At 70.1% G+C, this 21080-nt stretch carries 20 protein-coding genes and 3 pseudogenes; 10 read left to right on the top strand and 13 right to left on the bottom strand.

Features of this window, described 5'->3' with window-relative positions:
- Positions 1 to 105: 105 nt before the first annotated feature.
- Together K6K41_RS08275 and K6K41_RS08270 are read right to left on the bottom strand one after the other, a co-directional pair.
- Positions 106 to 504: a hypothetical protein gene (locus tag K6K41_RS08275; RefSeq protein WP_261404639.1), complete on the bottom strand. Its 399-nt coding sequence runs from the start codon at positions 502 to 504 to the stop codon at positions 106 to 108.
- Positions 501 to 794 (bottom strand): hypothetical protein, encoded by a 294-nt coding sequence (locus tag K6K41_RS08270; RefSeq protein WP_261404638.1) that lies wholly within the window; start codon positions 792 to 794, stop codon positions 501 to 503. Before K6K41_RS08270 ends, K6K41_RS08275 begins: the two co-directional genes overlap by 4 nt.
- 40 nt (positions 795 to 834) lie before the next feature.
- Between K6K41_RS08270 and K6K41_RS08265 the strand changes: the two genes are divergently transcribed.
- The 6 genes and pseudogenes from K6K41_RS08265 to ybgC all read left to right on the top strand — a co-directional run bounded on the left by K6K41_RS08265 (position 835) and on the right by ybgC (position 6454).
- Entirely contained in the window at positions 835 to 1074 is a 240-nt protein-coding gene (locus K6K41_RS08265; protein ID WP_261404637.1) for a hypothetical protein, read from the top strand.
- A gap of 1162 nt (positions 1075 to 2236) precedes the next feature.
- Positions 2237 to 3481, top strand: a pseudogene (locus tag K6K41_RS08260) (Hsp70 family protein).
- Positions 3482 to 3546: 65 nt separating this feature from the next.
- A complete protein-coding gene (gene ruvC / locus K6K41_RS08255; protein WP_261404636.1) occupies positions 3547 to 4065 on the top strand; it encodes a crossover junction endodeoxyribonuclease RuvC in 519 nt (172 codons plus the stop codon).
- Positions 4066 to 4264: 199 nt separating this feature from the next.
- Positions 4265 to 4888 carry a Holliday junction branch migration protein RuvA gene (ruvA, locus tag K6K41_RS08250; protein WP_261404635.1) on the top strand — a complete coding sequence of 208 codons (624 nt, stop codon included), beginning with the start codon at positions 4265 to 4267 and terminating at the stop codon, positions 4886 to 4888.
- 85 nt (positions 4889 to 4973) lie between these two features.
- On the top strand, positions 4974 to 6017 hold the full coding sequence (gene ruvB, locus K6K41_RS08245; protein WP_261404634.1) for a Holliday junction branch migration DNA helicase RuvB: 1044 nt from the start codon (positions 4974 to 4976) through the stop codon (positions 6015 to 6017).
- Complete coding sequence (gene ybgC / locus K6K41_RS08240; protein WP_261404633.1) at positions 6014 to 6454, top strand: tol-pal system-associated acyl-CoA thioesterase; 441 nt, start codon at positions 6014 to 6016, stop codon at positions 6452 to 6454. Before ruvB ends, ybgC begins: the two co-directional genes overlap by 4 nt.
- A gap of 30 nt (positions 6455 to 6484) precedes the next feature.
- Here the strand turns inward: ybgC and K6K41_RS08235 are convergent, their stop codons facing one another.
- The 6 genes from K6K41_RS08235 to pal form a co-directional block, all read right to left on the bottom strand.
- Positions 6485 to 7810, bottom strand: a complete 1326-nt coding sequence (locus K6K41_RS08235) for a calcium-binding protein (protein ID WP_261404632.1) — start codon at positions 7808 to 7810, stop codon at positions 6485 to 6487.
- Positions 7811 to 7906: 96 nt separating this feature from the next.
- The gene (gene recQ, locus K6K41_RS08230) at positions 7907 to 9739 is read right to left on the bottom strand and encodes a DNA helicase RecQ (protein WP_261404631.1); all 1833 of its coding nucleotides are present in this window, start codon (positions 9737 to 9739) and stop codon (positions 7907 to 7909) included.
- A gap of 55 nt (positions 9740 to 9794) precedes the next feature.
- Positions 9795 to 10313: a copper chaperone PCu(A)C gene (locus K6K41_RS08225; protein WP_261404630.1), complete on the bottom strand. Its 519-nt coding sequence runs from the start codon at positions 10311 to 10313 to the stop codon at positions 9795 to 9797.
- 124 nt (positions 10314 to 10437) lie between these two features.
- Positions 10438 to 11508, bottom strand: coding sequence for a tRNA lysidine(34) synthetase TilS (gene tilS, locus K6K41_RS08220; RefSeq protein WP_261404629.1), 1071 nt, complete (start codon positions 11506 to 11508; stop codon positions 10438 to 10440).
- A 28-nt stretch (positions 11509 to 11536) separates the two neighbouring features.
- Positions 11537 to 12619 carry a tol-pal system protein YbgF gene (gene ybgF / locus K6K41_RS08215; RefSeq protein WP_261404628.1) on the bottom strand — a complete coding sequence of 361 codons (1083 nt, stop codon included), beginning with the start codon at positions 12617 to 12619 and terminating at the stop codon, positions 11537 to 11539.
- A 124-nt stretch (positions 12620 to 12743) separates the two neighbouring features.
- On the bottom strand, positions 12744 to 13250 hold the full coding sequence (pal, locus tag K6K41_RS08210) for a peptidoglycan-associated lipoprotein Pal (protein ID WP_261404627.1): 507 nt from the start codon (positions 13248 to 13250) through the stop codon (positions 12744 to 12746).
- A 228-nt stretch (positions 13251 to 13478) separates the two neighbouring features.
- On the opposite strand from pal, the gene K6K41_RS08205 reads away from it, so the two are divergent.
- Together K6K41_RS08205 and K6K41_RS08200 are read left to right on the top strand one after the other, a co-directional pair.
- Positions 13479 to 13760, top strand: a complete 282-nt coding sequence (locus K6K41_RS08205) for a hypothetical protein (RefSeq protein WP_261404626.1) — start codon at positions 13479 to 13481, stop codon at positions 13758 to 13760.
- Positions 13761 to 13785: 25 nt separating this feature from the next.
- Positions 13786 to 14173: pseudogene (locus K6K41_RS08200) on the top strand (DUF1801 domain-containing protein).
- Positions 14174 to 14374: 201 nt separating this feature from the next.
- On the opposite strand, the gene tolB reads toward K6K41_RS08200, so the two are convergent.
- The 4 genes and pseudogenes from tolB to tolQ all read right to left on the bottom strand — a co-directional run bounded on the left by tolB (position 14375) and on the right by tolQ (position 18250).
- Complete coding sequence (tolB, locus tag K6K41_RS08195) at positions 14375 to 15625, bottom strand: Tol-Pal system beta propeller repeat protein TolB (RefSeq protein ID WP_428978599.1); 1251 nt, start codon at positions 15623 to 15625, stop codon at positions 14375 to 14377.
- A gap of 232 nt (positions 15626 to 15857) precedes the next feature.
- On the bottom strand, positions 15858 to 16862 hold the full coding sequence (tolA, locus tag K6K41_RS08190) for a cell envelope integrity protein TolA (RefSeq protein ID WP_261405680.1): 1005 nt from the start codon (positions 16860 to 16862) through the stop codon (positions 15858 to 15860).
- A 257-nt stretch (positions 16863 to 17119) separates the two neighbouring features.
- Positions 17120 to 17568, bottom strand: a pseudogene (tolR, locus tag K6K41_RS08185) (protein TolR).
- A gap of 4 nt (positions 17569 to 17572) precedes the next feature.
- Positions 17573 to 18250 carry a protein TolQ gene (gene tolQ, locus K6K41_RS08180; protein WP_261404625.1) on the bottom strand — a complete coding sequence of 226 codons (678 nt, stop codon included), beginning with the start codon at positions 18248 to 18250 and terminating at the stop codon, positions 17573 to 17575.
- A gap of 225 nt (positions 18251 to 18475) precedes the next feature.
- Here tolQ and K6K41_RS08175 point away from each other — a divergent pair, with 225 nt between their 5' ends.
- Together K6K41_RS08175 and K6K41_RS08170 are read left to right on the top strand one after the other, a co-directional pair.
- Positions 18476 to 19237, top strand: coding sequence for a trypsin-like serine protease (locus tag K6K41_RS08175; RefSeq protein WP_261404624.1), 762 nt, complete (start codon positions 18476 to 18478; stop codon positions 19235 to 19237).
- A 150-nt stretch (positions 19238 to 19387) separates the two neighbouring features.
- Entirely contained in the window at positions 19388 to 20170 is a 783-nt protein-coding gene (locus K6K41_RS08170) for a S1 family peptidase (RefSeq protein ID WP_261404623.1), read from the top strand.
- Positions 20171 to 20237: 67 nt separating this feature from the next.
- Here the strand turns inward: K6K41_RS08170 and K6K41_RS08165 are convergent, their stop codons facing one another.
- Positions 20238 to 21041 carry a TrmH family RNA methyltransferase gene (locus K6K41_RS08165; RefSeq protein ID WP_261405679.1) on the bottom strand — a complete coding sequence of 268 codons (804 nt, stop codon included), beginning with the start codon at positions 21039 to 21041 and terminating at the stop codon, positions 20238 to 20240.
- Positions 21042 to 21080: the final 39 nt, after the last annotated feature.

Genomic DNA, 21080 nt, shown 5'->3' with positions numbered 1-21080 from the left:
CTTCGAGAGATGCAAGCGCCAAGGCGGCGGCCGCGATCACGTCCGCGCGCGCCGCGGTAAGGAAGCCGGGCCCGAAGCCTGCGCTCCGGGCCCGGCTGACGCCGCTTACTTTGCGGGCGCGGCCTGAGCGCCCCCTTCGCCCCGCTGCATCTGGAAGAAGCGGTCGAGCTTCTTACCCAACTGCGCGATCATCGACATGTTGAAGAAGTGGGTCGCGCCGAGCACCAGCATCACGAGACCCACCTTGAACGACAGCGCCTCCAGCACGCCATCGACCGTCTCGGGCTTCTCGCCGTAGCTCATGGCCAGCATCGCGTAGCCGAGGTTCACGAGATAGAAGCCCACCACCAGCAGATGGTTGATCGAGTCCGCGAGCGTCTCGTTGCCGCGCAGGAACTCGACCAGGAACACTCGGCCGCGGGTCGAGAGCGTGTGCGCGACCCAGATCGTCAGCGCCGCGCTGATGGCGATGTAGGCGAGATAATTGACGGTCGCGAAGGTCATGACTGCTCTCCATCGGTCTTGGGCTTGGGCCGGTCATCGGCCCGGGCGCCCGGGATGAACCGGGCGATCTTCGCGCCCATCCGCATCAGGCCCCTGAGGGTGCCGATGGGGAGGCGCTTGATTTCGCGGTACCAGACGTCGAGCTCCTGCCCGAAGGCCGAGAGCTCCACGATGCGCCGCCTCGTGATCTCCGGCGTCTCCTTGTCGCCGCTCGCCTCTTCCGAGAGCGCCTTCAGCGCGTCGAGCGTCGGCTGGATCTCCCGCTGGCGGCGGGCTTCGGCGACCTGCATCGCCATCTCCCACGGGTCGCCCAGCGTCTCGAAGTGATCCTTGCGGGTCGCCGACCCGGTGGACGAGGCGGGCGAGACCGAGCTGCTGGAGCTCCTTGAGGCTGCCCGAGACGTTGGAGCGCGAGATCGCGAGCTCCCTGGTCAGCTCGTCGGCGTCCACCGGGCGGCCGACGATGAACAGATAGCCGTGGATCTGCGCGACCGAGCGGTTCACGCCCCAGCGCGCGCCCATCTCTCCCCAATGCAGGACGAAGCGTTCCATCAGCGGCGTCATCTGTAATTTCCGTTATTTCAGTCAACACTGAAATTACTGAAATGACGGGCGGTGTCAAGGGGCGGGGAGACGATGCAGCTCGAAAGGCTCGATCCGTCGGCGTCATCCCGGCCGAAGAGCCGGGATCCAGAACCATCTCGTCGGCCCCAGCCCTGCGCCGCCGCCGCGTCTGGATCCCGGGTCAAGCCCGGGATGACGGGTCGAGGTTCGGGCGCAGGCCGCCGCCCGGCGCGCTCCGCGGACGCAGAGAGGGCGCGCCATCCGCCGCCGTCATCCCGGCCGGAGAGCCGGGATCCAGAACCATCTCGTCGGCTCCAGCCCTGCGCCGCCGCCGCGTCTGGATCCCGGGTCAGGCCCGGGATGACGGGCCGAGGTTCGGGCGCAGGCCGCCCGCCCGGGGGCGTTCCGTGGACGCAGAGAGGGCGCTCGATCTGCCGCCATCATCCCGGCCGAGAGCCGGGATCCAGAACCGTCGCGCGGCTCCAGTCCTTCGCCGCCGGCGGGTCTGGATCCCGGGTCAGGCCCGGGATGACGGGTCGGGGTTCGGGCGCAGGCCGCCCGCCCGCCGTGTTCCGTGGACGCAGAGAGGGCGCGCCTTCCACCGCCGTCATCCCGGCCGAAGAGCCGGGATCCAGAACCGTCGCGCGGCTCCAGCCCTGCGCCGCCGCCGCGTCTGGATCCCGGGTCAAGCCCGGGATGACGGGCCGAGGTTCGGGCGCAGGCCGCCCGCCCGGGGGCGTTCCGTGGACGCAGAGGGGCGCTCGATCTGCCGCCATCATCCCGGCCGAAGAGCCGGGATCCAGAACCGTCGCGCGGCTCCAGTCCTTCGCCGCCGGCGGGTCTGGATCCCGGGTCAGGCCCGGGATGACGGGTCGGGGTTCGGGCGCAGGCCGCCCGCCCGGCGCGTTCCGTGGACGCAGAGAGGGCGCTCGATCTGCCGCCATCATCCCGGCCGAAGAGCCGGGATCCAGAACCGTCGCGCGGCTCCAGCCCTGCGCCGCCGCCGCGTCTGGATCCCGGGTCAAGCCCGGGATGACGGGTCAAGGTTCGGGCGCCGGCCGCCCGACCGGGGCGCTCCGCGGACGCGGGAGAAAGCGCGCGACGACTGGACGGACGCGGCCAAGGCGCGGTAGGAGAGCCGCCCTCCAAAGCGCCTGCGACAACGCCCATGACCGCCTGCGGCCTCGACTTCGGCACGTCCAACACCACGCTCGGCGTCGTCGAGGGCGGCAGGCCCGCGCTTGTCCGCCTCGAGGGCGAGGAGCGCACGATCCCGAGCGCGATCTTCTTCGCGCCGTCGGCGGCCGCCAAGGTCGGGCGCGCCGCGATGTCGGCCTATCTCGACGGCGAGGCCGGCCGGCTGATGCGCAGCCTCAAGTCCGTGCTCGGCACCGGGCTCATCGACGAGGCGACGCAGGTCGGGCGCGAGCGCGTGAAGTTCCGCGACGTCATCGCCCGGTACCTGGCGATCGTGAAACGCCGGGCCGAAGCCGAGGCCGGCCGCGAGATCGACGCGGTCGCGCATGGCCGCCCCGTGCATTTCGTCGACGGCGACGAAGCGGCCGACCAGCGCGCCGAGGACACGTTGCGCGAGATCGCGCTTTCGGTCGGCTTCCGCGAGGTGTCGTTCCAGTTCGAGCCGGTGGCCGCCGCGCTCGACTACGAGCGCGAGGTCTCCGGCGAGGAGCTTGCGCTCATCGCCGACATCGGCGGCGGCACCTCGGACTTTTCCGTCATCCGGCTCGGTCCCGACCGCAGCGGGCGCGAGGACCGAAAGGGCGACATCCTCGCCAATGAGGGCGTGCGGGTCGGCGGCGTCGACTTCGACCGGCGTCTATCACTCGGCTCGGTGATGCCGCTGCTGGGGCTGGGCTCCGATGAAGCGGCGCGAGCTCGAGGCGCCCTCGGTCTATTTCCACGACCTCGCCACCTGGTCGAGCATCAACCGCCTCTATGACGGGCGCGCGCTGCGGCAGATCCGCGAGGTGCGCCGCGAGGCGGCGAGGCCCGAGCTCATCGACCGCCTGATCCGAGTGGTCGAGGACGAGCGCGGCCACGGGCTCGCGGCCGCCGTCGAGGCCGCCAAGATCCGCCTGTCGGACGGCGAGGAGACCGAAGTCGCGCTCGGCTACGCCGAACAGGGCCTCGTCGCCCCATCCGCCGCGCGGCGTTCGAGCGCCACACCGCGGCGCTCGGCGAGAAGATCGCGGAGCGCATCCGCCGCTGCCTCGCCGCCGCAGGACTGAAGCCGGAGAGCATCGACGCCGTGTTCCTCACCGGCGGCTCGACCCGCGTGCCGCATGTGCGTGCCGCCATCCTCGGCGAGGTTCCGGCCGCGCGCGTGGTCGAGGGCGACATCTTCGGCGCGGTCGGAACCGGCCTCACCATCGAGGCCGCGCGCCGCTACGGCTGAGGCCTGTCGACGACAATCCTGTTCCGCTTGTGTTCTGATAACGATTGGCCGCTAGTCTCGCGGTCATGAGCCCCGCGCCGATTCGCATCCTTGGCGTCGACCCCGGCCTCCGCCGCACCGGCTGGGGGGTGATTTCGGCCGAGGGCTCGCGCCTTTCCTTCGTCGCGGCGGGCGTCGTGCGTTCCGACGAGACCGCCTCGCTCGCCGCCCGCCTCGCCGAGCTTCACCATGGGCTGGTCGCGGTGCTCGAAGCGCATGGCCCCCACGAGGCCGCCGTGGAGGAGACCTTCGTCAACTCCAACCCGCATTCGACGTTGAAGCTCGGGCAGGCCAGGGGGGTGGCGCTGCTGGTCCCGGCGCTCGCGGGGCTCGGCGTCGCCGAGTACGCGCCGAACCTTATCAAGAAGACCGTGGTGGGCGCAGGCCACGCCGACAAGCGCCAGATCCAGGCGATGATCTCGGTGCTGCTGCCGAAGGCGCTGGTGACGAGCCCGGACGCCGCCGACGCGCTCGCGGTCGCGATCTGCCACGCCCAGCACCGCGGCGCCGCGGCCCGCCTCGCGGCCCTGAAGGTTCCGGCGTGACGGCGGTTTTCGCAAGATCGGGTCGTCTCCGCCTCCCTCCTCCTCGCGGGGGTAAGGGTGGGGGTGGTTCAGAATTGACCTCCGTCGCCGGGCGTAGAGCTGCGTCTCCGTCGGCGCTTCTTTCGGAGCCACCCCCATCCCCGGCCCCTCCCCGCAAGGGGGAGGGGAGACGTCGCCGCCTCCACTGGAACGCCCGAGCATGATCGGAAAGCTCACCGGAACCGTCGACTCGGTCGGCCCTGACTGGGTCATCCTCGACGTCGGCGGCGTCGGCTATGTGGTCTATTGCTCGACCAAGACGCTCTCGCGCCTGCCGAAGGCCGGCGAGACCGCGCGGCTCTCGATCGAGACCCATGTGCGCGAGGACCGCATCCAGCTGTTCGGCTTCATGGCCGATCTCGAGCGCGAGTGGTTCCGACTGCTCAACACCGTGCCGGGCATCGGCACGAAGGTCGCGCTCGCCGTGTTGTCGACCCTCGACGCGCCGGATCTCGCCACCGCGATCGCCTTGCGCGACGTCGCCGCGATCTCGCGCGCGCCGGGCGTCGGCCCAAAGGTCGCGGCGCGCGTCGCGGCCGAGCTCAAGGACAAGGCGCCGCTCTTCGCCGACGTCGATCCGGGGCTGGCGCGCGTCGCCGGCGAAGTCGCCGAGGCGAGGGGCGCCGCGACCCCGGTGCGCGACGCGGTCTCGGCGCTCGTCAATCTCGGCTACGCCGCGCCGCAGGCGAGCGCGGCGGTCGCGGCCGCGAAGCAGTCGCTCGGTGACGACGCCACCACCGAGCGCCTCATCCGCGCCGGCCTGAAGGAGCTCGCCAAGGGGTGAGGGAGCGTTCGGCCGTCAGCTTGCGGGGTGAGGTCCTGCGCGCAGGCTATGGCCGCGCGCCGGCGCGCGTGCGACACCTCGGCCGATGACCACGAGCCCCATCCGAGACCCTGACAGTCGCGACGACGAGCTCGACGCCTCGATCCGTCCGCAGACGCTCGCCGACTTCACGGGGCAACGCCAAGCCCGCGAGAACCTCTCGGTGTTCATCCAGGCCGCCAAGACCCGCGGCGAGGCGCTCGACCATGTCCTGCTCGCCGGCCCCCCCGGCCTCGGCAAGACCACGCTCGCCCAGATCGTCGCGCGCGAGCTCGGCGTGGGATTTCGCGCGACCTCGGGTCCGGTCATCGCCAAGGCCGGCGACCTCGCGGCGCTGCTGACGAACCTCGAAGAGCGCGACGTGCTCTTCATCGACGAGATCCACCGGCTCAATCCGGCGGTCGAGGAAATCCTCTATCCGGCCATGGAGGACTTCCAGCTCGACCTCATCATCGGCGAGGGCCCGGCGGCGCGCTCGGTGCGGATCGACCTGTCGAAGTTCACCCTCGTCGGCGCCACGACGCGCGCGGGGCTGCTCACTACGCCCCTCCGTGATCGCTTCGGCATTCCGGTGCGGCTCAATTTCTACGACGTCGACGAGCTCGAGCTGATCGTCGCGCGCGGCGCCCGGGTGCTTGGCCTTCCGATGCGGCGCGAGGGCGCGCGCGAGATCGCGCGGCGCGCGCGCGGCACGCCGCGCATCGCCGGCCGCCTGCTGCGCCGCGTGCGCGACTTCGCCTCGGTGTCGGGCGAACCGGAGGTGACGGCGGCCTCGGCCGACCGGGCGCTCCGGCTGCTCGACGTCGACGATCTCGGTCTCGACGCCATGGACCGCCGCTATCTCACCGCGATCGCCGAGCACTATGGCGGCGGGCCGGTCGGAGTGGAGACCATGGCGGCCGCGCTCTCGGAGCCGCGCGACGCCATCGAGGAGATCATCGAGCCCTACCTGCTGCAGCAGGGCTTTCTTCAGCGCACGCCCAGGGGCCGCGTTTTGACGCAGACCGCCTATCGCCATCTCGGCCTTGCGGCGCCGGCCGCCGCGGCCCAGATGCCTCTTTTCGAAGGGGAAGGGGGCCCGACAGAGTGATCGCAAAGGTGACCGACGGCCTCGGCGGGCGGATGGAAGGCGTGCGCCACATCCTGACGCTGCGGGTCTATTACGAGGACACGGATTTCTCCGGCTTCGTCTATCACGCGAGCTATCTGCGCTTCATGGAGCGCGCGCGCACCGAGATCCTGCGGGCGATCGAGTTCGACCACCGGCGGCTCTGGGACGAAAAGCGCGAGGGCTTCGTCGTGCGCCGCATGACGATCGACTATCTGCGGCCGGCCATGATGGACGACGTCATCGCGGTGACGACGACGGCCGAGGACGTGAAGGCGGCCTCGCTCGTGCTGCGCCAGACCGTGACGCGCGACGACGACGTGCTGGTCGCGGCGACCGCGCAATGCGCCTATCTGCGCGACGGCCGCCCGGCCCGCATGCCCGATCGCATGCGGCGCGAGATGATGCGGACGGAGTAGAACTCGGGCGGGCCGCTCGCCCGCCGGCGGTCAGAACCGCAGGACGAAGTCGCCGGCGTCGATCGAGTCCGGATTGTCGAACTGGATTTCGGCAATCAGCTTCGCCTTGCCCGACCCCGTCCCGTCGGCGTCGAAGAACAGTTTCCCGGTCTTGGTGTTGAACAGGAACGTGCCCTCGTCGGTGACGGCCTTCGCGCCGGGTCCCTTGATGAAGGTCACGCCGTCGATGACGGCGTAGTCGCCCGCGAGCTTGAAGCCGCTGCGGCTGATCCCGATCATGTCGTAGATGTCGTAGTCGAGGATCAGGTCGCCGCCTTCCTTGACGTTGGCGTAGTAGAACTCGTCGCCGTCCGAGAAGCCGAACGCCTCCTCGTCGCCGCGCAGGGTGTCGGCGCCCTTGCCGCCCTGCAGCGTGTCGGAGCCGTCCTCGCCGTAGAGGATGTTGTCGCCGTTGTCGCCGATCAGCCGGTCGCGGAACGAGGAGCCGATCAGGCCCTCGATGTTCTTGAGCTTGATGCCGACGACGCCTTCGGCGTTCGCGACCCCGTCCTTGAGCGACGCGTAGACGCCGATGCCGCCAGTCTCGCGGATCCCCTCGAAGGAGGCGAAGTCGAAGGAGCCTTTGTCGTCGTCGCCGCCGTTCAGCGTGTCGCGCCCGCCGCCGCCGACGAGCGTGTCGTCGCCGAGCGAGCCGTCGAGAACGTTGGCCTCCTCGTTTCCGACGAGCTTGTCGTCGAAATAGCCGCCGGTGACGTCCTCGATCGACGAGTAGGTGTGTCCTTCCGCGATGCCCGTGTTCTTGCTCGGATCGGCGAGGTTGACCGTCACGCCTTCGCCGGCCGCGTAGTAGTTCACCTTGTCGAAGCCCTGTCCGCCGTCGAAATAGGTCTCGGCGTCATGGGCGAGGAACACGTCGTGCCCGGCGCCGCCGAACAGGAAGTTGCCGGCGTCGCTCTCGCCCGAGATCGTGTCGCTGCCCTTGCCGCCGAAGAAGGTGAATTCGTCGTCGGGCCCCTCGTAGTTGAGCCCAAGCACGAGGCGCAGCGGAAGCGTGCTGCCCACGAAGGCGACCGCGGCGATGAACTCGCTCGACGAGATGTCGAGGTCGACGTCCGAGATCTCCGCGACGACGACGCCGTTGATCTTGAGCACGCCGCTCGTGATGTGGCCCGTATTGTCCTTCGGACGCAGGTCGTCGCCGTAGAACTCGACCGAGACGCCGTTCTCGCCGGTCATCACGATCTTGTCCTTGAAGTACTTGATCTCCGTCGTCGGCGAGAACACGTCACCCCGGAGGTCGTTCATGAAATCGTCGTAGGAAAAGCTCTTCTTGGTGACCAGCGTAATGGCGGACATGATCGGATGCTCTGAGCGTGCGCGGAACAGATATTCATCTGAATACCTCGCCCGCAGGATCTTCCGCCATCCGGGGTTCTACGTAGGTGAAATGGGTTACGCCTCGGCGATCGCCCGCAAGAACACGTCGCCGAACGCTTCCAGCTTGGCCGCTCCGACGCCCTTCACGCGCGCGAGCTGGTCCATGGTGCGGGGCCGCGCCGAGGCCATCTCGATCAGGGTGCTGTCGGCGAAAATGACGTAGGCGGGCGCGGCGCGCGCCACCGCGAGCTCGCGCCGCAACGCCTTCAGCTTCGTCAGCAGCTCTTCGTCGGCGCCGGAGAGATGCGCGGCCTCCGCCACCATGCGGCCGCGGCGCTCGCGCGTCCTGGGCTTCGGCTTGGCGATCGAGACGCGCTCTTCGCCCGCGAGAACGCGCTCGCCCTTGGCGGTCATGACCAGCCCGCCATAGGCTCCGGTCTCGACCTCGAGCGCATGCACGGCGACGAGCTGGCGCACGATCCCGCGCCAGTCCTGCGCCGGCCGGTCGGCCCCGCGGCCGAAGCCCGCGAGCTTCTCGTGGCCGCGCGCCGTCACCGTCTCGCTTTCGTGGCCGACCGCGAGCGCCACGATGTGGGCCGCGCCGAAGCGCTGCCCGGTGTCGCGCACGAGGCCGAGCAGCAGCCGCGCCTCCTGCGTGCCGTCGATCACCTCCGGCGGGTCGAGGCAGACGTCGCAGTTGCCGCAGGGCGGGTTGGTCTCGCCGAAATAGGCGAGCAGCGCCTGTCGCCGGCAGGCGGTCGTCTCGCAAAAGCCCACCAGCGCGTCGAGCCGCCGGCTCTCCACGCGCTTGCGCTCGGGCGCTGAGTCCTGCTCGTCGATGAAGCGGCGGCGCGTGCGGATGTCCTCGAGCCCGTAAAGCATCAGGGCCTCGGCCGGCTCGCCGTCGCGGCCGGCGCGACCGATCTCCTGGTAATAGGCCTCGAGGCTGCCGGGCGCGTCGCCATGGACGACGTAGCGCACGTCCGACTTGTCGATGCCCATGCCGAACGCGACCGTCGCCACCATGACGACCCCGCGCTCGGCCAGGAACGTCTCCTGCGCGGCGGCGCGGGCCTGGGCCTCCATTCCGGCGTGATAGGCGAGCGCGTTGACGCCGGCGCCCTGCAGCCGGGCCGCGGTCTCCTCCACCTTCTTGCGCGAGATGCGGTAGACGACGCCGCTGAGGCCCTTGCGGGCGTCCACATAGCGCTCGATCGCCGTCATGGCGTCGCGCTTCTCGGAGACCGCGATCTGGATATTGGGCCGGTCGAAGCCGGCCACATAGGTCTCGGCCGAGCCCTCGAAGAGCTTCTGCAGGATGTCGTCGCGGGTCGACTGGTCGGCGGTCGCGGTCAGCGCGATCATCCGGGCCTTCGGCAGCGCGGCGCGCGCCTGTCCGAGCAGGAGATATTCGGAGCGAAACGAATGGCCCCACTGCGAGACGCAGTGCGCCTCGTCGATCGCGACCAGCGAGACCGGGAGCTTGCCGAGCGCGGCGAGCATGCGCTCGGTCATCAGGCGCTCGGGCGCGAGGTAGAGCAGCCGCGCCTCGCCGGACGCCACCCGCCGCCACGACGCGACGTTGTCCTCGCGCGAACGGCCCGAATGGATCGCCTCGGCCCGCACCCCGTCGAGCCGGAGCCCCGCGACCTGATCCTCCATCAGCGCGATCAGCGGCGAGACCACCACCGCGAGCCCGCCCATCACCAGCGCCGGCGCCTGATAGCAGAGCGATTTTCCGGCCCCCGTCGGCATCACCGCGAGCACGTCGCGGCCCGACAGCAGCGCGTCGATCACCGGCTCCTGGCCGGGGCGGAACGCGTCGAAGCCGAAAGCGGTCTTGAGGACCCGGTACTTCTCGGCTTCGAGCTCGGGCGGCAGGGCGAAGGGATTTGGCATCGCGGTCATCGGCTCGCGCGGAGGTCTAGGAGATTCTCCGCGCGGGCGCGAGCAGGCGCCGGGCTCAATGGCCCGAGTGGTCCATGCCCTTCATGTCGCCGGACTTCGGCGCCGGCGCGGCTCCGGGAGCCTCGACCGCGAACTCCACCTCGACCTTGCCGGCGGTCTCGAAGGTGAGCTCGCCCTTGACCTTCTCGCCCTTGGTCAGGGCCGTCTTGAGGCCGACGAACATCAGGTGCTTGCCGCCGGGCGCGAACGATACGGTCTCGCCGGGCTTGACTTCGACGCCGCCCTCGATCTCACGCATCTTCGCGACGCCGTCCTCGACCGAGCTCTCGTGCATCTCGGCGCGTTCGGCGAACGGAACCGACACGGCGACGAGGCGGTCCGGCTTGTCGCCGTGGTTCATGATGGTGAAGTAGCCGCCGGCGACCTTCACGCCCGGAACGGTGGCGCGCGACCAGGGATGGCCGATCATCAGCTTGCCGACCGTGTATTCGTGCGCGCTCGCCGCCCCGGCGGAAAGCGCGAAGAGGAGAGCGGCGAAAGGCGCGGCGAGGCGCAGCGGAAGCAGCTTCGGCATTGGGAACGGAACTCCGGCTGTGGCGGGCGCGGCCGACCGGGCCGACGCTGCTTTGCGGGTAGCCTTCTTAGAACGGGACCAGGCGCTTCGCCACGGTCTTTGCGGCCGCGGAGCCGCGGGCGACCTAACGGCGCTCCCGGCGCGGCGGCGCGGACGAGACCTTGATGGCGCCCTCGGAATCCCAAGCGATGCGCGCCCCGGCGAGCGTGTTGGCTCCCGACGACTTGGTGACGATGTGATCGGCGAGCCGCTCCAGCCGCTCGAGCTTGACGCGCACGCCGCCGATCTCGGCGATGACGCGGCCGAGCAGGCGCAGCTTGATCTCGTCCGGCAGCGTGGCGGCGCTCGCCCCGATGACGGAGACGCCGTTCTTGCGCGCGACATGGAGCGCGGCCGCCTGATCGATCGCCGCCTCGATCGCGGCGTTGACCCGGGCCATCCGGAACGCGAGCACGCCGAGCCGCTCGGCGGTCATGCCCTCGCGTTCGAGCGCGCCGCGCGCCGAGCGCAGCCGCGCGCGGGCGAAGCGCGGGTCGACGTTCATGGGGTCTTCGGCCCAGCCGAGATTGCGCGCCTTCAGCGTCGCGACGAGCCGCGCCTTCGGCACCACGAGGAACGGCCTCAGCAGTTCGATCCCGTCGCGCCGCACGGCGTGGCGCATGGCCGCGAGCCCCATCGGGCCGCTGCCAGCCGACAGCCGCATCAGCACCGTCTCGGCCTGATCGTCGAGCGTATGGGCGGTGGCGACCGCATCCGCCCCGATGGACCGCGCGTGCGCCAGCAGCGCGCCGTAGCGCGAGACCCGCGCGGTCTCCTCGATCCGGGTGTCGCGCGGCGCGGTGCGTCCGTCGAGCCGCGCGAACGGCAGCCCGAAGCGTCCGGCGAGCGCCTCGACGGCGTCGGCCTCGGCGCGGGCCTCCTCGCGCAGGCCGTGATCGACGGTCGCGACCGCGATCTTGGGCGCGCCGCCCGTCTGGAACCATTCGCCGGCCAGGACCAGGAGCGCCGTGGAGTCCGCGCCGCCCGACACGGCGAGCAGCGCCGACTTGCGGCCTGCGAACGCCCGCTCGAACAGCTTGACGCTCTCCACGCCGCCGATCGGGTCGGCCGGGGGAAGGTCGGCGGTCCTGACGCCGCGGCGGGCGGTGGACGCGCGTCGCTTGGGGTCTTTCGAGGGCGGAGCCGCGTCGTTCATCGACCTGACCGCCTCTCGCCCTCGGACCTCAGCAGGCGATCCGCTTGTACTCGCGGTCGGACTGGGCCTTGATCCGGGTGTATTTCTTGCCGGCCGCGTCGAGCGTCGCGCAGGCCTGCTCCTTCTCGCCCATGCCGTTCAGCGCCATGCCGAGCTTCAGCATGCTTTCGGGCGCCTTCGCCGACTGCGGGTTGTCGCGATAGATGCCGAGGAAGGTCTCGACCGCGTCCGGATACTTCTTGCGCTGATAGAGGCTCTCGCCGAGCCAGTAGCGCGCTTCCGCGGCCTTCGGATCGTTCGGGTTCGACCGCAGGAAGTCGCGGAACGTCGCCTCGGCCTCGGCGTAGTCGCGCCGCTGCACGAAGCCGACGCCGAGCGCGAACTGGTCGTTGGGCGAGCCGGAGCCCGCGGTGATCCCGCCCGAATCGCGAGAGGCCATGCGGTCTCCGCCGGCGTTGCGGTCCGGCAGGCCGCTCGCGCCGACCGACTGCGAGCCGCCGCCGACGCCCGGCGGACGGATGCTCATCGGCGTTTGGGGTCGTCGTCGAGAAGGCCGCCGATGGCGTCGCCCGATCCGCCGCTCGAGCGCGTCTGCCCGAGGCTGGAGGGGGGCGCGCCGAGGCCGTCGTTGCGGCCCGTCGAGGCGGTCGAGGACCGGAGGAGCCGCCGTAGTCGCCGGCGTCGCCGCGACGGTTCGGGCAGGCTTCGACGAGCCACCGCCTCCGCCCTTGCCGCTTTCGAGATCCTGCAGGCGGAAATCCACGTCGCCCTGCATCTTGCGCAGGTTCTCGTCGTTCTTGCGGGTCTGGAACTGCATCTCCTCGATGCGGCCGTTGAGCTGCCGGATCTGGTTCTCGAGCCGATCGAGACGGACGGCGATGTCGGCCATCGAGGACTGGGCCGGCTGCACGACGCTCGGCGCGGCGGGGCGCTCGTCGCGGCCGCCGAAGAAGGCGAGGCCCTTCTCGAGCCCCTGCACGCGCTGCTCGAGCCAGTTTGGAGCCGCTCCCTCGCCGGCCGCCTGGGCCACGGCGGCGGAGGCCGTCAGGCAGGCGAAAGCGGCGCCGAGCGCGAGCCGCCTGGCGATCTTGGAGCGCGTCGAATCGAACATGTTCGGAAGAGGTCCCGGCCGGTGAGCGAGGCGATTTTCGCCTGTTACGCTTTCACTTCGGCCGAATTAGGGCCGGTCCCGGGACCGCGCGTCAAGCGACGCGGGGTCCCGGGACCGAAGTTCGTCAGGAGCCGGCGCCGCCCGAGAGCGCGGTGACCGCGCGGCGGTTCTGCGACCAGCAGGAGATGTCGTCGCACACCGCGACCGGACGTTCCTTGCCGTAGGAGGTGGTGCGCATGCGGCTCGAGGAGACGCCGCGGGCCGCGAGGTAGTCGCGGCTCACCTGCGAACGGCGGGCGCCGAGCGCGAAGTTGTATTCGCGGGTGCCGCGCTCGTCGGCGTGGCCTTCGACGAGGATCGAGTAGCGCGGATAGCGGCTGAGCCACGAGGCCTGCTTGTCGAGCGTCGCGCGGGCCGTCGAGGTGAGTTCGGTCGAGTCGGTCTCGAAGAACACGCGGTCGCCGACGTTCACGACGAAGTCCTGCTGGCTTCCGGGAGGGCCTCCGCGGCCGCCGCCGGCGCCGTAGCCGTTCGCGCCGTCCATTCCTTCGCCGGGCTTCTTGGCGCACGCGCCGAGGGCGAGCGCCGCGCACAGCGCGACGGCGATCTTGGCGCTACGGCCGATACGCATGGTACGCAACATACCCGATGACTCCTTGTGGCTGTCGGTTGCGCAATCCATAGCATTCTCCCCGTTAACCGAAGGTTCCGTTAGGATTAAGCAAAGGTTGATTTCGCCCTTGCGACAGTGGAACCGCGGAGCTCGAAAACGCCCGCCGAAGGCGGCGCGAACGTGGCCGCGATGGGGCGGGGAGGGGAACTCCTCACAGGTGAGTCCGGAAGGACACAGGGGGGAGGGATGGATCGGAAAGAGCTCAATCATTGCCGCGTCTGCGGCTTCAACCAACACGAGCCGTGGGGGCCGGATGGCACGGAGCCGACGTACGACATCTGCTCCTGTTGCGGCGTTGAGTTTGGCTACGAGGACTGCACGGTTGAGGGCGTGAAAGCGTACCGTGCGGAATGGCTCGCCAAAGGCGCGACCTGGTTTCAACCAAAAGAAAAGCCGACCGACTGGGATCTCGACGAGCAGATGAAAAGCGTTCCCGATCGCTTCAAGGACACGCTGGTGGGAAGCTGACGGCGGAAGCCATTGGAGGCGCAGAATGGGCGAAGCGGTGGAACCGACTCCGTCTCAACTGATCGACCAGAGGGTCGCCGACCTAGCCGATTGGCGCGGCGAGACGCTGGCGCGTGTGCGCGCCGTCATCCGGCGCGCGATGCCCGACGTCGTCGAGGAGTGGAAGTGGCGGGGCGTTCCGGTCTGGGAGTGCCGCGGGATCATCTGCACCGGCGAGACCTACAAGGCGGTCGTGAAAACTGACCTTCGCCAAGGGAGCGGCGCTCGATGACCCGGCGGGTCTGTTTAACGCGAGCCTTGACGGAAATGTGCGGCGCGCGATCGACATCCGCGAGGGCGAGGCGATCGACGAGGACGTGCTGGCGGCGCTGGTGAACGCGGCGGCCGAGCTCAACGCGGCGAAGAAGCGGTAGCCGAAGGGCGACGAGTCGAGAGGGAAGACCTCAGTCGTCATCCCCCGGCTTGTCCGGGGGATCCACGCTTCGTCACAGAACGCTGCGCTTCGGAAGCGTGGATGCCCGGACAAGCCGGGGCATGACGAGGTTTGTTCGTCCAACTCGGAAGACGATCCCGGATCGGCCCTTATGGGCCGTCCGGGATGACGCGTTCGGGGCTCAGTTCAGCGGGGGCGACCAGGCCGGGTCGGAGGCGAATCCTTGCGTCGGGATCGCCTGCTCGTTGCCGGTGACGTCGATCGAGAAGATCTTCGGGCCCGCGCCCTGGTCGCGGAAGAACATCAGCACGCGGCCGTTCGGGGCCCAGGTCGGGCCTTCGTTGTGGAAGCCCTCGGTAAGGACGCGCTCGCCCGATCCGTCGGGACGCATCACGCCGATCGCGAACTTGCCGCCGGACTGCTTGGTGAAGGCGATGAGGTCGCCGCGCGGGCTCCACACCGGGGTCGAGTAGCGGCCCTGGCCGAAGGAGATGCGCTGCGCGCCGCCGCCGCCGGCCGACATCACGTAGATCTGCTGGTTGCCGCCGCGGTCGCTCTCGAACACGATCTGGTTCCCGTCCGGCGAGTAGGACGGCGAAGTGTCGATCGCGCCGGAGTCGGTGAGCTTGGTGGTGGCGCGCGAGCGCAGGTCCATCGCGTAGATCGACGAGTTGCCGCCCTGCTCGAGGCTCATCGCGACCTTCTGGCCGTCGGGCGAGAAGCGCGGCGCGAACGTCATGCCGGGGAAATTGCCGACCTGCTCGCGCTGGCCGGTCTCGAGGTTCAGCAGGTAGACCCGCGGGTCCGCGTTGCCGAACGACATGTAGGTGATTTCCTGGCTGGTCGGGCTGAAGCGCGGGGTCAGCACCAGCTCGCCGCCGGCCGTGATGAAGCGGTTGTTGAAGCCGTCCTGGTCCATGATGGCGAGGCGCTTCACGCGCTTGTCCTTCGGACCGGTCTCGGAGACGTAGACCACGCGGGTGTCGAAGTAGCCCTTCTCGCCGGTCAGGCGCTCGTAGATCATGTCGGCGATGAGATGCGCCACGCGCCGCCAGTTCTTGTCGGTGAGGAACTGCTGGCCCTCGAGCTGGTTGCCCGCGAACACGTCCCACAGCCGGAACTGGGTCGAGACGCGGCCGTCGCCCTGGCGGACCACCTGGCCGGTCACCAGCGCTTGCGCGTTGATGATGCGCCAGTCGCCGAAGCGCGGGGGCGCGTCGAAGGACGAGATCTTCTCGATGAAGGCCTTGTGGTCGATCGGCGCGAAGAGCCCAGAGCGCTTCAGGTCGGCGGCGATGACGCCGGCGATGTCGCGCGCGAGCTGCGGGTCCGAGCCGTTGGCCAGGAAGTCCGGGATCGCGATCGGCAGCGGCTGGACGTTGCCCTGGTTGATGTCGATCGACACCTGGGCGCGCGCCGGGGCCGCGACCATCGCGAAGGCCGCGGCCAGCGCCGCGAGGGCGGCGATCCACGCGGCGGTCTTGAACATGCGGTCGGCGAGGGTCGTCATCGAGCGGTTCCGGTGTCGGCGCGGGACGGCGCTAGAAGGGACTGAGCGCCGAAGCCGCCCGGCCCGCGCATGCGGGCCTCCGCGGCTTCTGCGTCGTGAAGTTCCGGCATCGCCGGGCATGACGGCGAGAGCATGACGGCGCGAACCAGCCGGCTCATCCGCCCATCATGTCCCGCGGATCGAAGTTGATGGTGACCTGCCGCCAGTAGTCGTAGGCCTCGGCCGGCAGCTTGAGCGGCGCGCAGCGCTGCACCGCGCGGGTGGCGGCGCCTGCGGCCGCCCGGAAGGCGGGGTTCGACGAGGAGTTGGTGACGGTCGGCCCGTCGGCGAGCGTGCCGTCGGAGTTGAGCGTGAACGAGACCTTGACCGCAAGGCTTCCGTCGTTGGAGGCGCCGACCGGCGGGTTCCAGCACTGCATGACCTGCTCGCGCACGGCGTTGTCGATGCCGGTGCGGGCCGACATCGAGAGCTTGGTCGCCGTGCCGCGGCTGGTGCCGGCGGTCGTCTCGGGCGCGGCCTCGCGCGCCGAGGACGCCTTGCGGCTCGGGTCGCGGACGTCCTTCATGGCGCTCTCGCTCGACGACGGCTTGTCGCCCAGCAAGCTCGCGATCTTGGTCGGGTCGAACTTGCGCTCGGCGGCCTTGGCGGCGGCGGCCTTCTCCTTGGCCTCCTTCTCGGCCTTGGCCTGTTTTTCGGCGTCCGCCTTCGCCTTGGCGGCCTTTTCGGCCTCCGCCTTGGCGAGCTTCTCGGCCTTTTCCTTCGCCGCCTTCTCGGCGTCGGCCTTGGCCTGCGCCTCGGCCTTCTCCTTGGCGGCCTTCTCGGCCGCGACCTTTTCCTGCGCGGCCTTTTCGGCCTCGGCCTTTTCCTTGGCGCGCAGCTCCGCGGCCTCGGCCTGGGCGAGCTTCTCGGCCTTCTCGGCGGCGGCGGCCTTTTCCTGCGCGGCCTTGGCCGCGGCGGCCTTCTCGGCCACGGCCTTCTCCTGCGCGGCCTTGGCGGCCTTTTCAGCCTTCTCCGCCTTTTCGGCCTTCTCGGCTTCCGCAGCCTTGGCCTTTTCGGCGGCTTTCTCGGCAGCGACCTTGGCGGGATCGGGAACCGGCGGCGCGTCGCTCGCCTCGGGCTGCGGCGGAGGCGGCGGGGCCTTGACGTCTTCCTTGGCGATCTTGAGGTCGTCGGACGCCGGCTCGCTCGGCGGCCTCGACCGTCTCGGCCTTCTGCTTCGGCGCGTCGATCTTCGTCGAGGTCTTCGAGCCCTTGGTCATGGCGTCGAATTCCTGCGGGGTCAGGATCTCGATCGGAAGCGCCTCTGTCGGCCCGGTCTCGAACGGCTTCGCGCTGCTCAGGCCGACGATCGCATAGGCGAGCAGCGCGGCGTGAGCGGTCGAGGAGAAGATGAGCCCGGGACGCACCTTCACGGCGTCAGCTCCCCTGCTCCAGCTCGGTGACGAGCGCGACGCGCTTGAAGCCGCTCCGGAGAGCGTGCCCATCACCTTCATCACCTGGCCGTAGTTCACGTTGCGGTCGCCCCGGACGTAGATGCGCTCGTCGTAGCCGGAATTCGTGATTGCAATGAGGCGCGGCGCGAGCTCTTCGACCGTGACGGGAGTCTCCTGCAGGAAGACTTCGCCCTGGGTGTTCACCGAGATCGTCAGCGGCTCCTTCTCTTCGTTGAGAGGATTGGCCGAGGTCTGCGGCAGGTCGACCGGCACGCCGACGGTCAGCAGCGGCGCCGACACCATGAAGATGATGAGCAGCACCAGCATGACGTCGACCATCGGCGTCATGTTGATCTCGGCCATGACCTGGCTGCGGCGTCGCCGCCGCGCGCCGTGGGCGCCTGCCGATCCTCCGCCTCCGCTCATGCCCATGGGATCAGCCCCGCTCGTCGATCTGGCGGGACAGGATCGCCGAGAACTCGTCGGCGAAGCCTTCCATCCGCGACGCCTGGCGCGTCACCTGGTTGGAGAACTTGTTGTAGAAAATGACCGCCGGAATGGCGGCGATCAGGCCGATGGCGGTGGCGAACAGCGCCTCCGCGATGCCGGGCGCCACGACCGCGAGCGAGGTGTTCTTCGAGGCCGCGATCGACTGGAACGAGGTCATGATGCCCCACACCGTGCCGAAGAGGCCGATGAACGGGCCGGCCGAACCGACGGTCGCGAGCACGAGAAGCTTCGACTCCAGCCGCTCGACCTCGCGGGCGATGGTGACGTCCAGAACCTTGTCGATGCGCTGCTGAAGGCCGGCGACCGAGCGCGAGCCGCTCTCGTAGGAGCGCTTCCATTCGCGCATCGCGGCCACGAACAGGGCCGCCATGCCGGAGTTCGGACGGTTCAGCAGCGAGCGGTAGAGGTCCTCGAGGCTCTGGCCGGACCAGAAGATGGTCTCGAACTTATCCATGTTGCGCTTGTTGCGCGAGAACAGCAGCTGCTTGTCGATCACGATCGCCCAGCACCACACGGACGCGGCGAGCAGGCCGAGCATAACAAGCTTGACGATCAGAGCGGCCTGGAGGAACAGGCCCCACAGCGACATGTCGGGGGTCGGCATCGTCTTCGTCGTCTCCAGTCCTCGCGGCCGGGGGCCGCAAGCGCCGCGACCCGGGCGCCGCGGTCCTTCAGGGACCGTGGCCGCCGCGTCGATCGACCTTGAGGCTCGGAGCGTCCGCGCCTTTGGCGCGTCAATGTGTTGAAACTGCGACCCGATCCCGCAGGGCTAGGCTCGTTCATCGCTCGTCAAGGTTAAGACAGCGTTACCGGAGGCTCTCTGTTGCAGATGCGCGACGTTTTGCGCCCGCTCGCCGCCCTCGCTCTCGCGGTGCTGATTTCCGCGCCCGCCGCCGCGCAAACCGAGGGCTCGCCCGTGTCCTCGACGGTTTCGGTGCAGGCGGTCGAGCCTACCGCCGACGGCCGCGCCAGGGTCGCTGAATGCAGCGGCGCCTTCATCGCGCCCGACCTCGTGCTGACCTCCGGGCACTGCCTCGACGGAGCCGCGGGTCCGGCCCGCGTCGCGGTCTTCGCCTATCGTGACGGCAAGCCCGTTCCGAAGCCGCTGCTCGCCCGGGCGATCGCGCGCTTTCCGGGCCATGTCCCCGGCTGGAAGGACAAGGACGGCGACCCGGAGACGCGCCAGCGCGAAATCGCCGCGGACATGGCGCTGATCCGTCTCGCCGAGCCGGTCGCGGCCGTGCGTCCGCTCGTTCTCGGGCGGAGCATCGGCGGCGCGATCTCGGGCGCGGGGGCGACGGCGCCGGGCGGCCGGTCCGGCGTGATGAAGAGCGCGACGCTTTCGTCCGTGCGCGCCTCGACGGGATCGGGCGCCCATGTGGTGTTCGCGACCGCCTCGAAGACGGTGTGCGGCGGCGACAGCGGGGGACCTGCGGTCGCGGTCGCGGCGGACGGATCACCGGCGCTCTGGGGCGTGGTCTCGGCCGTTCTGAAGCCCAAGGGCGGCTGCGGGACGCGGATCGCGATCACCCCCGTCGATCCCGACCATGAGGGCTTTCGCGCCATGCGCGCGGCGGTCGGTCGTCCCTGACGACGGCTCGTTGTCGCGCGACGGACACAGGACGGCGCCCGTATGGCCGGAGCGCCAATTCGTGTTCGCGCCGCGCCGGAGGGACGTGCCAAGGTGGCCGTAACAGGATGGGTCGCCGCGCGTCGCCGCGGCCTCGTACGGGATTCCGGTATGCGTTTGTCCGCCTGGCGGCTCCTCGCCGCTCTGAGCCTTGTCGTCACCGTCGCGAGCCCCGCCATGGCGCTTTCGGGGGGATCGCCCGCGCGCGCCGGCGACCGACTGACCCGCGCGACCGTGTTCATCACGAGCCTCACCCCGTCGGGCCGCAACAAGGCGCAGGTCGGCAACTGCACCGGCGTGCTGATCGAGCGCCAGTTGGTGCTGACGGCCGGCCATTGCCTGTCCGATCTCGGCGGCCCGAGCCTCGTGGTGGCGCAGTTCTTCGACAAGTCGAACAAGGTCGCGGCCACGATCCAGGTGGCCTCCGGCGCGCTCCATCCCGACTACGCCGGCCGCGCCTCCGCCGAGAACCCGAGCCCGGAGCTTCTGGGCGCCGACCTTGCGGTGCTCAGGCTCGCCGAGCCCGCCCCCAAGGACCGCCAGCCGATCGCGCTGTCGCGCAACTCCGTCGAGGCCGCCAAGGCGAAGTCGATCCTGGCGGGCGCCGGCCTGCGGGTGCCGGCCGACGAGGCCTCGGGCGGGCAGCTGCGCATGGCGCGGGTCTCGGCCGAGGTCGTCACCAAGGGCCCGACCGCGGTGGCGCTCGGCGCCGCGGGCGGCTCGATCTGCCGCGGCGACAGCGGCGGCCCGGTGATCTCGTCGGGCGGCCTCTGGGGCATCGTGATCGCGATCGTGCGGCGCAAGAACCTCTGCAACTCGACCGTGTTCATGGCCGTGCTCGATCCGGAGTCGCGCTCCTTCCGTACGATGGTGTCGCGCGCCCGCAGAAGCTGAGCCGGCTTGATTTAAGCCGACGAGTTCTCCGTCATGCCCGGCTTCGGCCCGGTATGACGGCGGCGTCTCACCCTCGCGTCAGCGCATAGAGCGCGACCGCGCCCGTGGTCGCGACGTTGAGGCTGTCGAAGCCCGCCGCCATGTCGATCCGCACGGTCTTGGCTCGCGCCATCAAGCTCTCGGGCAGCCCTGGACCCTCGGCTCCGAGCATCAGCGCGGCGCGGGGAGCCCGTTCCACGTCCCCGAGCCGCACCGCGCCCGCAGGGCTGAGCGCCAGCGTCTCGAAGCCCGCCGCCTCGAGCGCGTCGAGCATTTCGGAGCCTGTTCCGCCGCGGGCGAAGGGCGTGATGAGGCTCGCGCCGACCGAAACGCGGATGGCCTTGCGGTAGAGCGGATCGCAGCTCGATGCGTCGAGCAGCACGGCGTCGGCCCCGAAGGCGGCCGCGTTGCGGAAGATCGCGCCGACATTGTCGTGGTTCGAGACGCCGACAAGCGCCACGACCAGCGCGCGTTCGGGCAGGCTCGCCAGAAGCTCCGCGGCGCCCAGCGCCGGCGCGCGGCGGCCGATCGCCAGCACGCCGCGGTGGATGTGGAAGCCGACGACGGCGTCCATCACCGCCTGGTCGGCGACATAGAGCGGCGTTTCGGGCGGAAGCGGCGCCAGCAGGTCGCCAAGCCCCTCGATGCGCCGCTCGGACACCAACACGCTCTCGACCTCATGCCGGCAGTCCGGCGCGAGCAGCAGGCGCAGCACAACCTCGCCTTCGCCGACGAAACGCTCGCCGCGCCCCACGACGTCGCGCTCGCGGACGGCGCGGTAAGGCGCGATGCGCGGATCGTCGGGGTCGTGGATGGGAAGGGGGGCGGGCAGGGCGATGTCTCAGCCTGAAGTGGCGCGACGTCGATGCGC

It is taken from the genome of Chenggangzhangella methanolivorans (assembly GCF_019797865.1).
GTDB lineage: Bacteria > Pseudomonadota > Alphaproteobacteria > Rhizobiales > Methylopilaceae > Methylopila > Methylopila methanolivorans.
Note: the sequence above shows the minus strand (reverse complement) of the source record. Positions and strands in the feature narration are given on the sequence as shown.

Excerpts from the sequence above, each read along its gene's own strand:
- ruvB (WP_261404634.1), top strand. The coding sequence starts at position 4,974 with ATGACCACGAGCCCCATCCGAGACCCTGACAGTCGCGACGACGAGCTC.
- tilS (WP_261404629.1), bottom strand. The coding sequence starts at position 11,508 with ATGAACGACGCGGCTCCGCCCTCGAAAGACCCCAAGCGACGCGCGTCC.
- K6K41_RS08225 (WP_261404630.1), bottom strand. The coding sequence starts at position 10,313 with ATGCCGAAGCTGCTTCCGCTGCGCCTCGCCGCGCCTTTCGCCGCTCTC.
- tolB (WP_428978599.1), bottom strand. The coding sequence starts at position 15,625 with ATGGTCGCGGCCCCGGCGCGCGCCCAGGTGTCGATCGACATCAACCAG.
- K6K41_RS08275 (WP_261404639.1), bottom strand. The coding sequence starts at position 504 with ATGACCTTCGCGACCGTCAATTATCTCGCCTACATCGCCATCAGCGCG.
- K6K41_RS08170 (WP_261404623.1), top strand. The coding sequence starts at position 19,388 with ATGCGTTTGTCCGCCTGGCGGCTCCTCGCCGCTCTGAGCCTTGTCGTC.
- ruvA (WP_261404635.1), top strand. The coding sequence starts at position 4,265 with ATGATCGGAAAGCTCACCGGAACCGTCGACTCGGTCGGCCCTGACTGG.
- K6K41_RS08270 (WP_261404638.1), bottom strand. The coding sequence starts at position 794 with ATGCAGGTCGCCGAAGCCCGCCGCCAGCGGGAGATCCAGCCGACGCTC.
- ybgF (WP_261404628.1), bottom strand. The coding sequence starts at position 12,619 with ATGTTCGATTCGACGCGCTCCAAGATCGCCAGGCGGCTCGCGCTCGGC.
- recQ (WP_261404631.1), bottom strand. The coding sequence starts at position 9,739 with ATGACCGCGATGCCAAATCCCTTCGCCCTGCCGCCCGAGCTCGAAGCC.
- K6K41_RS08205 (WP_261404626.1), top strand. The coding sequence starts at position 13,479 with ATGGATCGGAAAGAGCTCAATCATTGCCGCGTCTGCGGCTTCAACCAA.
- pal (WP_261404627.1), bottom strand. The coding sequence starts at position 13,250 with ATGCGTATCGGCCGTAGCGCCAAGATCGCCGTCGCGCTGTGCGCGGCG.
- tolQ (WP_261404625.1), bottom strand. The coding sequence starts at position 18,250 with ATGCCGACCCCCGACATGTCGCTGTGGGGCCTGTTCCTCCAGGCCGCT.
- ruvC (WP_261404636.1), top strand. The coding sequence starts at position 3,547 with ATGAGCCCCGCGCCGATTCGCATCCTTGGCGTCGACCCCGGCCTCCGC.
- K6K41_RS08235 (WP_261404632.1), bottom strand. The coding sequence starts at position 7,810 with ATGTCCGCCATTACGCTGGTCACCAAGAAGAGCTTTTCCTACGACGAT.
- K6K41_RS08175 (WP_261404624.1), top strand. The coding sequence starts at position 18,476 with ATGCGCGACGTTTTGCGCCCGCTCGCCGCCCTCGCTCTCGCGGTGCTG.